Annotated in this window: 10 protein-coding genes; 5 read left to right on the top strand and 5 right to left on the bottom strand. The window is 43.3% G+C overall.

Annotated features, from left to right (window positions below; genetic code table 11):
• Positions 1 to 127 precede the first annotated feature (127 nt).
• Positions 128 to 1477: an alpha-L-fucosidase gene (locus MLE17_RS05195; protein ID WP_243347694.1), complete on the top strand. Its 1350-nt coding sequence runs from the start codon at positions 128 to 130 to the stop codon at positions 1475 to 1477.
• A gap of 542 nt (positions 1478 to 2019) precedes the next feature.
• Here MLE17_RS05195 and MLE17_RS05190 read toward each other — a convergent pair.
• Both MLE17_RS05190 and MLE17_RS05185 read right to left on the bottom strand, forming a co-directional pair.
• Complete coding sequence (locus MLE17_RS05190; RefSeq protein WP_243347693.1) at positions 2020 to 6099, bottom strand: two-component regulator propeller domain-containing protein; 4080 nt, start codon at positions 6097 to 6099, stop codon at positions 2020 to 2022.
• A 188-nt stretch (positions 6100 to 6287) separates the two neighbouring features.
• Entirely contained in the window at positions 6288 to 7628 is a 1341-nt protein-coding gene (locus MLE17_RS05185; RefSeq protein WP_243347692.1) for a DEAD/DEAH box helicase, read from the bottom strand.
• Positions 7629 to 7997: 369 nt separating this feature from the next.
• Between MLE17_RS05185 and MLE17_RS05180 the strand changes: the two genes are divergently transcribed.
• Positions 7998 to 8798, top strand: a complete 801-nt coding sequence (locus tag MLE17_RS05180; RefSeq protein WP_243347691.1) for a PepSY-like domain-containing protein — start codon at positions 7998 to 8000, stop codon at positions 8796 to 8798.
• Positions 8799 to 8889: 91 nt separating this feature from the next.
• On the opposite strand, the gene MLE17_RS05175 is transcribed toward MLE17_RS05180, so the two are convergent.
• Positions 8890 to 9612 carry an MBL fold metallo-hydrolase gene (locus tag MLE17_RS05175; RefSeq protein ID WP_243347690.1) on the bottom strand — a complete coding sequence of 241 codons (723 nt, stop codon included), beginning with the start codon at positions 9610 to 9612 and terminating at the stop codon, positions 8890 to 8892.
• 11 nt (positions 9613 to 9623) lie between these two features.
• A complete protein-coding gene (locus MLE17_RS05170) occupies positions 9624 to 10349 on the bottom strand; it encodes an MBL fold metallo-hydrolase (RefSeq protein ID WP_243347689.1) in 726 nt (241 codons plus the stop codon).
• Between the two features lie 346 nt (positions 10350 to 10695).
• Here MLE17_RS05170 and MLE17_RS05165 point away from each other — a divergent pair, with 346 nt between their 5' ends.
• From MLE17_RS05165 to MLE17_RS05155, 3 genes are all read left to right on the top strand, one after another.
• On the top strand, positions 10696 to 11385 hold the full coding sequence (locus MLE17_RS05165) for a hypothetical protein (protein ID WP_243347688.1): 690 nt from the start codon (positions 10696 to 10698) through the stop codon (positions 11383 to 11385).
• A 227-nt stretch (positions 11386 to 11612) separates the two neighbouring features.
• On the top strand, positions 11613 to 13034 hold the full coding sequence (locus MLE17_RS05160) for a S41 family peptidase (protein WP_243347687.1): 1422 nt from the start codon (positions 11613 to 11615) through the stop codon (positions 13032 to 13034).
• A gap of 7 nt (positions 13035 to 13041) precedes the next feature.
• Complete coding sequence (locus MLE17_RS05155) at positions 13042 to 13491, top strand: hypothetical protein (protein ID WP_243347686.1); 450 nt, start codon at positions 13042 to 13044, stop codon at positions 13489 to 13491.
• 102 nt (positions 13492 to 13593) lie between these two features.
• Here MLE17_RS05155 and MLE17_RS05150 read toward each other — a convergent pair whose 3' ends face one another.
• Positions 13594 to 14280 (bottom strand): hypothetical protein, encoded by a 687-nt coding sequence (locus MLE17_RS05150; protein ID WP_243347685.1) that lies wholly within the window; start codon positions 14278 to 14280, stop codon positions 13594 to 13596.
• Between the last annotated feature and the right edge of the window lie 430 nt (positions 14281 to 14710).

Below are 14710 nucleotides of genomic sequence, written 5' to 3'. Positions count from 1 at the left end.
CGGTGTGTCGGGTCAGATAATCCGGTCTGCAAACTGGGCAATTCCGAAGGATTGCCTGCTATTCCCTTCAGATTGAATAATTGGAAGTTGAAGACGTAGAAATAAAATATGTACTAACCTTAGCGATATGCAAAAAGTCTCTGTTATTCTACTTTTCATTTTTGCAGTAACAGGTATTATGCCCATGAATGCTCAGTATGAAATGGCACCAAAGATGGCCTGGTGGTACAATGCCCGTTTCGGGATGTTTATCCACTTCGGTAGTTATTCCTGTTTGGGGCATGGCGAATGGGCTTTCAGCAAAGAAAAATGGACGAAAGAGGATTACCAACAGCAGGTTTCTGCCCGGTTTAATCCGGAGAAGTTTGATGCAAATGAGATTGTTCGTCTGGCAAAGAGTGCAGGGATGAAATACATTGTCATCACGGCAAAACACCACGAAGGATTCAGCATGTGGGATACCCGGGTGGAGAGCTTCAGGGATGTTTCCGGGACAAAAATATACAGCCTGCCCTCCTTTACGTCGTTCGGAAAAAGGGATATCCTGATGGAGCTGAAGAATGCTTGTGAAGCGAACGGAATCAGTTTTTGTCTTTATTACTCGATTCTCGACTGGGGACATCCTTCGCAGGAGATCAGCCGCATAAACGGAGTTGCTTTTTCGACCATGAAATCGGAAGAGGCCCGTACGGACTATATCCGCGATATGAAGGCGCAACTCAAAGAGCTGATTGACCGCTATCATCCCGCGGTGTTTTGGTTTGATGGCGACTGGACATATAAAGCCGATCATTATACCCCTGAACGTTGGTGGACGAAAGTGGATGGAATGGATCTTTACAACTATCTGGTCAGGCTTGCTCCGGATATGATTGTCAATGAGCGTGTGTGTCGTGGTTTTGGTTTGGGTGACTTTGAATGTCCCGAGCGGGAAGTGCCTGGATCACCGTTGGGTCGTCCGTGGGAGACCTGTCAAACCATGAACCGATCCTGGGGTTATAATGCAAAGGATCATAACTACAAATCGGCCAGGATGCTGATTCGGGAATTGGTTAAGGTGGTTTCCCGTGATGGTAACTATCTGCTCAATATCGGGCCTAAAGGAGACGGTACCATCCCGGAGCAATCGTCCGCGATTTTACAGGATATTGGTGAATGGATGACTGTTTACGGTGAAAGTCTTTGCGGAGCTACCCGGAGTCCGTTTCTGACCGAACCTAAATGGGGCATTTATACTAAAAAGGAGGGAAGGCTCTTTGCCCATCTCTTTGTCTGGCCTGCAAATGGAGTGCTTATGGTTCCTACTCTGACCAATTCAATTCAAAAGGTCTACCTGATGAATGATCAGCAAAACATACTGGATTACTCCGTTAAAAACGGGCAAATCAGAATCTCCTTGCCTAAAAAGGCACCGAATAAGATTAATTCGGTGGTGGTGATTGAAGTTATCGGATTGCCGAAGGTGAAAACGAAGTAGGATGAAGATCGTCCCAACACGGACGGAGTCTGTCCTAAGTAGGACGAACCTTGTCCTACTTAGGATACCCTCCGTCCCAACTGGAACAACATTCGTCCCAGTTAGGACAAGACCTGTCCCAAGTAGGACAGAAGCTGTCCCAGTTGGGACAAAGGTCGTCCGACTTGGGATGACCTTTGTCCGGGATGTATTACTTATACCAGAATATTGTTTTGGAAACCAATGCTGATGCAATTATCACTATCGCAATAAATTCAAGCAAAAGATATTTCCCTTTGTAAGGAACTGATTTTTTAAACATTCTGTTTAATAGTAGGCTAATTGGAAGGAATAAACTCCCTGTTACTACAGTAAAAAGTAATCTGCTAAAAAAGAATTCCCACAAATTATTTCGAATTGATGATTCCCAACTTTCTGTTGACCCTAAAGAAAAATGTGACGCATAAAACATTACAATGAATGCGTAAACAGCAAGCAGCGACTTTAGCAAAAAGAATAAAGACCTCATATTCTGAAATATTCATCTGGTTCTCAAAGTCGGGTTATTTTTTCTCCCCATACGCCGAAGGCAATACCCCAAACTCATCCTTGAAATATTTACTGAAATACTTCGGACTGTTGAATCCGACCTCGTAGGCAATCTCCGAGATGGAGAGCTGGCTTTTTTCGAGGAGTTGGGCGGCCCGTTTCAACCGGATAATACGGATAAATTCGATAGGTGTCTTGCCGGTGATTGAGACCAGTTTCTTGTAAAGATAGACTCGGCTCATACCCAATGAACGGCTCAGTTCCTCCACCGAAAACTCGCTGTTGGAGATATTCTCTTCCACGATTTTAATCGCCTTCTCAATCAGCTTCTCATCCAGTGAATTGATGGTGATCTGACTAGGTTCTATCTCCACCTGTTTCTGGAAAATCTGACGTTTGGCTTCACGATGCTCGGTCAGGTTCCGTATTTTCAATAATAAGGCATCCAGATTAAATGGCTTGGTGATGTAGTCATCCACGCCAATCTCCAGGCTCTCCAGCTTCGCCTCTTCTGATGATTTGGCAGTCAGTAGAATGATTGGGATGTGTGATGTGCGGATATCATTTTTCACCAGTCGGCTCATCTCGATACCATCCATCTCGGGCATCATCACGTCGCTGACAATCATATCCGGTATTTCGGAGATGGTCATTTCCAGTCCCTTTTTCCCGTTGGAAGCCTCGATCACCCGATAACTTTCGCGCAGGTTATCCCGCATAAACCGGCGGAAATCGTCGTTGTCTTCGACCAAAAGCAACAGAGGAGCTTCTTTGGCCGCTTTGGCTTGCGGTTCGGTCACAAATTCAGCTTCGGGACTCTCTTCAGGTTCAATACGGTGACGCACCTCTTGCGGAATCAGATTCAAAGGCAGTTCGAGAGTAAAGGTTGTACCTTTGCCTTCGGTGCTTTCCACACTGATTTCACCCTCCATCAGCTTCACAAATTCTTTGACCAAATGGAGCCCGATTCCGCTTCCCTGTTGGGAAAGATCGCTTTGCGGAACCTGGAAGAACCGGTCGAAGATTTTGTCCAGATACTCAGCCGGAATGCCTTTGCCTGTATCACTGACGCTGATCTTCAGCATGGCAACCTCGTTTTTGGCTTCGTTGGCCGATATTTTCACTAGTATTTCTCCTTTCTCTGGAGTAAACTTCAGGGCATTCGACAGGAGATTCATCAATACCTTTTGTAGCTTGTCCTGGTCGAAATTTACCCAAAGCGCATCAATCGAGGAGTCAAACATTGCCCGGATATTCTTCTTGGAGAATCCGTCAGTAAACGAATTGAATATCTCTTTGGCAAATACGATTACATCACCTTGTGAGAGGTTTAGATGCTGTCCGTTCATGTCTAGTTTGCGGAAGTCGAGCACCTGATTGACCAAAGTCAAAAGCTGGCGGGCATTGCGCATGATCATCTCCAGTTGCTCCTTCTCCTTGAGGTCGCGGGCGGTCTTCACCATTTTCTCAATCGGAGTCAGGATCAGTGTGAGCGGCGTCCGGAATTCGTGGCTGATGTTGGTGAAGAAACGCAGCTTCATCTCATCGAGGTTATGCTGATGCTCGGCTTCCATCTTCATTTGTTCGTAAGCCAGTTTTTTCTCATGCTTGCGGATGATGGAGCGACGGATCAGCCAAACTGAAGCAATTATCATCAGGATATAAGCGATATAGGCCCAGGTCGAAAGCCACCAGGGAGGCAGGATCACAATGGTCAATCGGGCGGCACTTTGTCCCCAACCGCCTCGTTTGAGATTGGCTTTGACCAGCAGGGTATAAGTGCCCGGACTGAGGTTGGTATAAGTCACTTTGCGGACATCTTCGTCCGTCATCAGCCACTGCGAATTGAAGCCTTCCAGCTTGTAATCATAGTGTTTTACCTCCTGCATCCGGTAGTTGAGGGAGGCAAATTCGATCGAGAAGAAGTTATCGTTGTAATTCAGCACCAGTTTATCTGTCTCGGTAATGCTTTTATCCAGAATTACTTTCCCTTTATAGGGAATGCCCGCTTTGATGCTGGTATTGTAAATCTGAAGATCGGTGAAAACAATGGGAACATCATACTCTTTCACTTTAATGTCTTCCAATCGGAAATGGTTGATGCCATTGACTCCGCTAAAGTAGATCACATCATGACTTGTCCGAAAGGCTCCTTTATAGTTGAATGGTCCATTTTGAAGACCGTCATTTTCATCATAGTTGACAAACTTCGGGAGGTTGGAATCGCTCAATCCTTCGCGGGGAATGATTATGTGGGAAAGCCCCCGCACTGTAGATACCCATAGGTTTTGCTCCTGATCTTCCACCATTGCCTGAATTACATTGTCAGGCAAACCATCGGCAATGGTGAATACCCGCAACCGTTTATTGCGGATATTATAGAGATTCAGCCCTTCGCGCGTACCCACCCAATAGAGGCCGCGACTATCCTTAAACACGAAGTTGACATTGGTGTTGCTCAGCGATTTCTGAGTGCCTTCAAACTGGAAGAGGTTGACGGGTTTTCGGGTGCGCATATCCACCGCATACACGCCCTCTGAGGTGCCCACTATCATAAAGGGGTAATCAGCGGTCAATGTCGATACGTAGTTCCATCCTTTGATGTGTGTGTTATTAGCGTCTAAATGGGCAATTTTTTTCATAGCCGGATCAAAAATATCCAATCCGCCACCAATGGTTCCCACCCATATATTTCCTGCCGGATCAAAGGCAATATCCCACACATTATTACTGGAAATGCTGTTCGGGTCATTGAGGTTGTGCCGGTATTGACGGAATTGGTTTCCTTGCAGGCAGTTGAGGCCACCCCTGAAAGTTCCTACCCAGATTTGCCCCGTGGCATCACCCCGCACGGAAACGATAATATTTGAACCCAGACCATTTGGGGAGGCTTTGTACTGACGGTATTTACCTGAAAGAGCCTCCTTGACAAGCAGTCCCCCTCCGTTTGAACCCATCCAGATATTGCCCGCCTTGTCCTCGTAGAAGCAGTTTACGTCATTGTATGGAATGGAGAAGGGGTTAGAAGGCTCTACTTCTTCAAGATGAAACTTGAAAATATTATTGTGGTAATAGTTGAGTCCCTTCTTATAAGTCCCCACCCACATGATCCCCAGATTGTCGCGGAAAATGTATTGAATGCTGTTTTGAGAGATACTTTGAGGGTCATCGGGAATATTGGTCAAGTATTGGATTGTATTGGCTTTTTTGTCCACAATGTTTATACCACCATGGTCAGTGCCAATCCAGATAATCCCGTTTCGCTCCTCCGTAATCTGCTTGATCACGTTGTTGTTGAGGTGAAGATCCGGGCTGATGGTGCTTAGGTAATGCCATTTGTTTTCGTTCTTTTTATACATATAAACGGCTGTTTCATCGCTATACACCCATACGTCCTGATCGGAATCGACATAGATAAAGAACAGCATATTCTTGCGTCCATGCAGGTCCGCAGTGATAAAATTGTCCCTTTTGACGACCAGTTTGGTATTGGCATCCATCACTTCGACCAGTCCATTGTCAAAGACAAACCAATAGCGGTTACCTTGATGGTACATGCTTCGTATGACTCCCCGGCTCAGGTCGCCCGGTGCATTTTGCTGAAAGTATAAAAGTTTCCTGAGCTTGATGTCGTAACAGAGTATTTCGTTGGCCGTAAAGAGCCAGTAGTTTTTCTTTTGGTCGATATAGACCTGCGTGACGGGTTTATTAACACCCATCGGTTTTAGTATTTTGGTCATATCTCGCTCAAAGGTTTCTGTTACAGGGTCGAATACCACTAATCCCAGTCGGGTCGTGATCCAGAGTTTTCCGTCGAGTGCTTCCTGTATAGAAGAAACGTAATTGTCAGTCAGCGAGTTTTTGTCCTTGAAATCGTGCTGATACCACTTGAACCGGTAACCGTCGTATCGGTTGAGTCCCGTCTGTGTTCCGAGCCAGATAAACCCTTTGCGGTCCTTCATAATGCAATTGACCTGATTGTCGGAAAGGCCGTCACGCAGTTCGATATGCCCGAACTTATACGCATTAGCATGGGATTCGAAAGACAGGAATATAAGAATGGCAAAGAAAAGAATATGGTAAATGTTCTTCATAACGTAGTAGTCTGGTTAGAGATAAGGTTCTAGCTTACGAAAATAAGCCAAAAAAATGAGGGGAGGATGTTTTCGAAGCAATTATCGAAAGTTTACAGAGAAAACCGGAGAAAAGCACAGAGGGCCACAGAGAAAATTCTCCGTGGCCCTCTATGGAAACCTCTGTTGTCCTCTGTGAAACAGAGATCTTATTTCTTTTTTCCTCTCGGCTTTTGACCTCGGGTTTTGGGTTTGCCGTATTTCATCTTCATCTGCTCACAGCGACGAATCTTATTATTGACTTTTTTGTTTTTCTCCAGTTTTTCATGGAAAGCTGGTCCGGCTTCTTCTTTTTTAGGAAGTTTCACCAGGATATTCTTCATCTGAACTTTCGGTAATTCATCATCAGTCAGTTCTGTAGAGATTTCAAGATCATCAGGCAGTGGCAGGCGTGGAATCTTGTAATTCATCAGTTCCTGAATGGCCAGCTTGTAATCCTTTTCCGCTTTCACCACAAATGTGATTGATTTACCTTTCTTGTCGGCACGTCCGGTACGTCCGATGCGGTGGATGTAGTTTTCAGGTACTTCCGGGGTATCGAAATTGATTACGTGGCTTACCTCCGAAATATCCATACCGCGCGCTACCAGGTCGGTAGCAATCAGGATGCGGATTTCTCCGTCATGGAACGCTTTTACCGTATTGAAACGGTTGTTTTGTGCTTTATTGGAGTGAACCACACCGATTTCATCCGGGAATTGAGCGTCTAATTCCTCAAAAATCTGATCGGCGAGTTTTTTAGTGCCTGCAAAAACGAGCACTTTAGTAAACTCCTCGCCGGAAAGCAGCATTTCCAGGAGATTGATCTTGGTATAGAAGTTGGGCAAATGGTAGCAAACCTGGTCGATGTTTTCAAGCGGAGTACCCATTGGAGCCGCCTCAATATACATCGGAGAGTTGAAGAAGTCGTGAATAATTTCCTCTACATCTTCGGTCAGTGTGGCAGAGAACATCAGGTTCTGCCGTTTAGATGGAAGTAAATCCAGCACGCGGATCAATTGCGGGCGGAAACCGAGATTCAGCATCTCATCCACCTCGTCAATGACCAGTCGCTTGATATTTTTCAGTTTCAATACGCCGTTCAGCACCAGATCGAGTAATCGTCCCGGAGTGGCAACAAGAACATCCAGTCCGCCATTTACCAGTTCCACATGGTTGCGCATATTGACGCCACCGTACACACCGCCCACTACTACGTTCATGTAGGTAGTCAGCTTTTTGACCTCTTCTTCCACCTGAACCACCAATTCACGGGTTGGAACAACGATCAGTATTTGCGGATGAAGCTCTTTGGTGAATTTCCACTGTTTAAGGCAGGGCAGGAGGTAGGCAAAGGTTTTACCGGTACCCGTCTGGGCAATACCGATCACATCGCGCCCCGACATCACCGCCGGATAGGCCTTTTCCTGAATAGTTGTCGGGGTGGTAAAGCCCAGATCTTCAATCGCGTTTCGCAACGGAGTATTGAGATTCAAATCTGAAAATGTCATGCTTATATATTTTGGGAGTGCAAAGGTAGTGCTAATTAGCCATAAATCAAGTGGTTTGATACAGATTAAAGGTTAAAGTCCGGTCTTTGTATCCTTTGCATTACTTCATTCTGATAAAAAATCATACTTTTTGAAAAGAACCGGCGAATTAGAGTAGGGTAGATCAGAGTGTATTCGGCTATTCTTCGTAACAAGTTCATTTCAAGGCCTTAGATGTATTTGTTCTTTAGAGTTGTTTTGTTCATCCAAATCATAAAAATCTACTCGGGAGTTAATGTACAGCGAGATTACCGGAGTGGTATTTTGTATGAAAGGAATACAAGCGCGAAACGTAAATGATAGTCTATAACCATTTTAAAATTAGTTCCAATGAAAAAGTTTCTTATTCCAGTGATTGCCCTGGCGGCATTTATTACTTCTTGTAGTCAGGACGGAGCTCCTTCTTCTCAATCGGGTGTTTCAACCGAAGCATCAAATGTGGTCACCGCTTATGTTGCTAATAATTATCCTGCGACTTCTGTTACAGCAATGACAGCATCGTCAAGTGGAACAATTGTTACCTTGAGCACGGGTGAACAAATCACCATTACTGCCAATGGTAAGGCTTTAGGATATACCAACAATAAATGTTCCGGTCTGAGTGTCGATAGCCTTGACAGACATTCCCGTGATTCTATCGGTGGATTTAGACCAGGTCCCGGCGGTCATGGCGATATCGAACATCATGGTGGGAAAGATGGTCTTAAATGTGATAAAAAGATTCACGGCTCCACCGCTATTGCCGTGGATTCATTACCGATCCTGATCAATGATTACATTACAGCCAACTATTCCGGTTATACTGTAATTCACGCTGAAAATGATACTTTGTGTGCAGGCGCTGTAATAGAAGTGATGGTTTGTAAGACAAATACGGAGCCTGTCAAACTAGTGTTTGATGCATCTTCTTATGCTTTCCTGATGAAAGCCGTGAGAGCTCTTTACACCAGTGTGCCAACAGCGGTATCTGATGCTGTTACAGCCAACTATTCAACTTACAAAATCATGAATCGTATTGAGCAGCTTACCCTTGCTGATGCAAGTATTCAATACAAGGTATTTATGAGATTGGATAAAACGCATAAAACCGTTACCTTCAATGCGGATGGAACGGTTGTTTGTGCGAAATAAGTTTGTTTTGATCTTTAGGATGAAAGGCTTCATCGGGCAAATGCCCGATGAAGCCTTTATTATATTCGTTTGTCTTGTAATATCGTTGGGATTATAATTCGAAGCTTTCTCCCCGATGACTCCAGCGAATAACCTGAACGTCTTTCTTTTTGCCATAATTTGTAAAAGCAGCGGCACTTGCATAATCTTCCCCGAAATGCATGGGTGAAAATACTTTTGTTGGGATACGATCGACAAACTGTTCTGCGCCCAGCATATAATCCGTTACCATCCGGATGTCCACGGGAAACATAGCCAGATCAAGCTCCGGGACTGATTCAGCCAGCAGGTTTAGTTCTGTAAAATAATCGCTTTCCGCCCTCTCAATTTCTTCTTTCGTAGATTCGTCTTTCCAGTGCCAGTTGTTGAGGTCGCCGGCGTGGAAGATTCTTTTCCCGTCTAATTCCATCAAAAATGACCCACCGATGTCAGTCGAGCCAAAGGCTTGTACTTTGATAGTTTCATCCTGGTAGGTTTCCAATTTTTTCAGGTAAATAGCAGCATCTTTGGGTGTTTTTAGCCTTTTCAGGATATCGTTGGAAAGAATGTAGATGATCTCGGGACGAATGACTTTCCATTTCAGGATCTCTTTGTTGAAATGGTCGTGGTGCGAATGAGTACTCAATACATAAATATTTCCGGGCCGCTTCAACAAAATATCATGCACGATCATCCGGTTTTGATTGTCCGGGGCGTCCATAAAATAGTCGATAATGACGGTGTAGCCTTCACCGGTGATGGCGAATCCGCTGTGGAATATGTAAGTTAGTGTCATGTTAATCTTAATTACTGCATTTGTCTGATACGAACCTCAATTTTCGGAGCTTCGCTTTTTAGTTTCTGTGCAATCTCTTTTACATTGGTTTCTCCGTAATGATACGGATAAAGTATGCGTGGTTTAATGATCTTTGCCGCTTTAACCGCTTGATCGACCGTCATGGTATAGGGCTGGTTGACGGGTAGAAATGCGATATCGATATTCTTCAGTTGACTCATTTCGGGAATATCCTCGGTATCGCCGGCGATATAAATACGAAGTCCGCCGATAGTAAGGATAAAGCCGTTATCACGCCCTTTGGGGTGGAACTTTTCCCGTCCGGTGGTTGTGTTATATGCTGGTACAGCTTCTAATTGAAGGTAAGGGAATGGTTTCAGTTTACCTCCGTTTTTCATAACGATGCCTTTGCCAAGCAACTTACGGGTTGAGGCATTGGTGATGATTTTTGTACCGGTTTTTTCAAGAGTAGCGATAGCTTTGGCGTCGAAATGATCTGGGTGTTCGTGAGTGATCAGGATCAGGTCAGCTTTGGGCATCTTGTTGTAGTCAGCAAACATACCTGCCGGATCAATCTGGATGATGTGGCCTTCGAAACTTATTGACAGGCTTCCATGTTTGATAAACTCTATGGTAAGCGTATGACCGTCTTTTGTCTTAAAGGTGTCGGTTTCGTAATTCGTGGCAGATAATATTCCCATTGACATAATAAAAGTGATGAATAGAATGGTTCTCATAATTCTTGTTTTTAATCAGTTGTGGGATTAAAACAGCAAAGTTGGGGTGGTTGTTTTGTTTTTCACCCTTTTGCAAACTTTTTGATTGTCTTTACCGGATAACAGGGCTGATAGATGTCTGATTTCGTTAAATCAGCTGACTTTGTGCTTTGATTTTCTTACTTAAGTGTTGTTGATTAAAAGTATTTTATAGCTTTGCAGGTTGAATATTTTAATAGATTGTCAAGGTAAGGGGTTATGTTTCTCTGATGATGCTTTTAACATTAAAAAGATAGTGAATATTCATAAGGTCCCATTCTCTGTATCCATTGTATTTTACTTCTTGTTCTATGAAACATTTTAATATATGAATAAATCATTTCTGGTCATATTTCTAGTTATTATTTTTTGTCATATTAGCGATCTGAATGCGCAGTTTGCAAGACGTTACAACGGCATAAACTATTGGTTTGTAGGTGCAGGTACCGGTACAAGTCTCTATATGGGTGAAAATGATCGATCTGTGCCTGGGGGCATATCCAAACTACTACAACCAAATCTTAATTTGCAGGTAGGTTATTGGTTTAACCAGACATGGGGTATACGAATGAAACTGGACGGATTTCATCTTAAAGGGTGGGATTGTATAGGAAAAAACCCTGATGGTACCTGGAACTTACATGACTATTATCATAGTTATTATCAGGATATGCGCTATTTGGAAACTCATGTTGATCTCTTTGTTAATCCGTTGAGCTTTTACGATGATTTTGCATATGAAACCAACTGGAACTGGTCCTTGTATACAGGTTTGGGATTGGCGAAAGTTTCCTCTAAAGAGACTGAATATATTAAGATACCTTCTGCTTTCTATGGTACAGTAAAAGGAGGAACGGTAGTTAGCTATTTAGTATCTGATCAGTTCTCTGTTTTTAGTGATCTCTCTGCGACTATTTTGCCCCAGTCATTTGACGGCATGTCTGCAGGGAAAAGAAAATTTGATACTTCCTTTACTCTTTCTTTTGGTGTGATTTATCAATTGCCTGAGTTTTATTAATAGTACACTCGGGTTTAACATACAAAGCGGTTTTCGGCAAATATATGCTGAAAACCGCTTTTTCATTTTATAAATGGTCGATTACGATAAGATTGTATTGGATCACCTTTGCCCAATCGACTTGAAAGTTTTCTTATGATTATATGATAATTAACAGACGTAATATTTTGTTGTTTGCAAATACATGCTTTATATTCGCAGAATATAAACTAAAATATAGTAACAACATGAAGAAATTACTTTATGGATTGATGTTTTTTATTGCCCTAACTGGATGTAAGGGGCATGAAGATAATGTAGTGGTTAGTAATTCCGATGTAAATAGTTGGGTTTACGATGTGATGTCTGAATTGTATTATTGGAATACTTCGTTGCCAACCCTGAAGACGTCAAACGATAATCCGACCACCTATTTTGAGACCTTAAGGAATAAGAATGACCGCTTTTCTCACATTTTTGAAAGTTATGATGAGATTGCCAATCAGTTAAATGGAATTTCATCGTCGGATATTGGGTTTGATTTTCGATTGTATCTGGAAAATAACCTCAATAATAATGTTATTGGGATTGTCTCCTATGTGAAAAAAGGGACTCCTGCTGCAAAAGCCGGTATTAAGCGAGGGAGTATGTTCCGCAAGATCAACAATCAGCAGCTTACGACTGACAACTATTCCTCATTGATTAATACCTTTTTTGATCAATCGGGCAGCGTCAATATCACATTTGCCAATATTCAAAATGGGATCTTTGTAAACCAGAATCCACAGACCATAGCCAAAGCAACCAACTATCAGGAAGATCCGGTCTATCTGGATACCGTTTATACCGTTTCGAATAAGAAAATAGGTTATCTGGTCTATAACTTCTTTGCCAATGATCCCGGAGACAATTCCATGAAATATGATCTGGAGCTGAATAGTGCATTTGGCAAATTCAAGAACCAGGGGATATCCGAACTCATCCTTGACCTGCGATACAACAGTGGGGGAGCGATGTCGTCGGCAATCAATCTGGCCAGTATGATAGTACCGAATCTCACTTCGAATAAGACATTTGCTTATACGGAATACAACTCAAATTACACAGAATATTTCAATAGCAGTAAGTTTAAAGAGGAATACCCAAATGAAAATCCTTTTATGGATTACTTTGCAACAACAATAAACCAGACTGCTGTGCAGAACGTAGGAAATAACCTGCAACGTGTTTTTGTTCTTACAGGTCAAAATACCGCTTCAGCCAGTGAAATGGTGATTAATGGATTGAAGCCATTCACATCTGTTGTGTTGATTGGAGATACTACCATCGGTAAGAATGTGGGTTCGACATTGGTCAATGATGATAAAAATAAAAACAACAAGTGGGCTGTTATGCCGATTATCCTGAAGTATTTCAATGCTAACCATCAGAGTGACTTTACCAATGGTTTTGCTCCTGATTCTTATAAATATGACTATCTGGATACTCAATTGGGTGATACAAACGAAGGTCTTCTGGCCACTGCAATCAGTCAAATCACCGGTGTAAGTAAAGTTGCAGCGCGTTCTGCAGTTGTGCCAATGACACCGTTTAAGAACGGTGCTGACTTCAAGCGGTTCGGTGGAGGGCTCCTGTATAAAAAACAAAACATTAACGGGTTCATCAAATAGCATTGATATGAAAACGATTCACGCGTTGATAATTTGCATTCTGCTGGTCGGTTCTGAGGTCTCCTTCGCACAGGTAGGCAAGCCGCTTGAGCAACCGTCAAAAAAGCCCGTATTGTACGACGATGTGCATAAGGATGCCATCGAAAGCGCAAGGAAAAGTCTGCTTCAGCAGCACCACTCGGTAACGACACAACTGCCAAATCTGAATGCGACTCAGAAGAGGAAAATACTTGCTCTTGAAAAGAACCGGGATCGCGGATTGAAGCAAATCGATAACAGGCTTTCTGTCCTGAATCAAAAGCTTCAGACCCTGCAAAACGAGCCCCTTGCCACTGCAAATGCCGAAATCCGGAGTTTGCAGTCTAAGCGAATGAGACAGGAAGCTGTTTATCGAAACAAGATTCGTTCGTTGCTTACCGCACCGCAGAAGAAGGTTTTTGACCGGATATATAAATAGTAACATTCCCTTCACGCCGTGACCTGATTCACGGGGTGAAGCAATAAGATAAATGACAAAGGCGAACTCCCTATACTGGTTGTTCGCCTTTGCTATTTCATTTCAGAACCTCAATTGCAATCCGCCGGAGAGCTCATTAAGCCACGTTGGGGAGTATCCCTTTGCCTTACCATAATTGCTGTAAAAGGAGAAGTTACGGGTGGGCAAATAGTTTAGCTGATAGTCAAAGAACAGGTTAAAGTGCCAAATCTGGAAATTCATCCGGGTACCGGCATTAAGTGTGTTGTATATATTCTGATAGACTCCATAATAAGATTCTTGCGAAGTCAGATGCGTTACAGGGTCTCTACTGACAGAACGGGTGTCGGCGTAACCCATATTCACGCCCCCGTTGAACTCAAAATTAATGGGCATTAGGCTCATAAAGGAATAGAACATAGACTCCCCCAGATTCTCAGTCTCCATTTCATTGGGGTCAAATGTAAACGAATTGGTGCGGTAACAGACCTGAAGCGGAACCGAATAGATGGACCGGCAGCCAGGAAATGAATTGGTAAACCGGAAACCCGAACGAAGTCCCCATCCGTTATAGATGAAATAGGAGAATTCAACGCGGGTGGAAGGCAGGCAAAAGGTTGGGTAATGCTCCGGAACAATTGGGCTGAACGCTCCAAAGTGCAGACTAATCTCTTTCCGTAACAGGTCATGGTCGAGGGCATGAACGCGTGCTGTGTAGCCAAGTAACAGGATAAAGGCAATAATTAGCCCCGTATAAGATGAGCTTTTCATGGTTTGCCGCATTTAGTGGTATGTAAATTAAACAGGAATGTTGGCTGTTCCGTTCAACGGTTAAGATTAATCAGCAAACGCCTGCCCGTAAAAGATGATGAAAACATTCCGGGTCTTGTCATGCATAGCATCATTTACCCTGGCAAATGTAAATATGAGAGAGAATAAATGCTCGAAATGATACAGACAAATAAAAATTCACATAAGCCAATTGACCAATTATCGGTTGTCATTCGTAGGGGCGCTCCCTTGTGGTAGCCCAAATACTCAATAAAAGTAGTCAATGGTCAGTCGCCAAGTAACCAATTGTCACCCGCCAAGTAGTCAATTGTCAGTCGCCAAGTAGCCAATTGTCAGTAGCCAAGTGGTCAATTGTCAGGCGCAAGGTAACCATAACTCCCTCGCAAGGTAATCAATTGTCACCCGAAAG

This window comes from Parabacteroides sp. FAFU027, assembly GCF_022808675.1.
Taxonomy (GTDB): domain Bacteria; phylum Bacteroidota; class Bacteroidia; order Bacteroidales; family UBA7332; genus CAXXIC01.
Note: the sequence above shows the minus strand (reverse complement) of the source record. Positions and strands in the feature narration are given on the sequence as shown.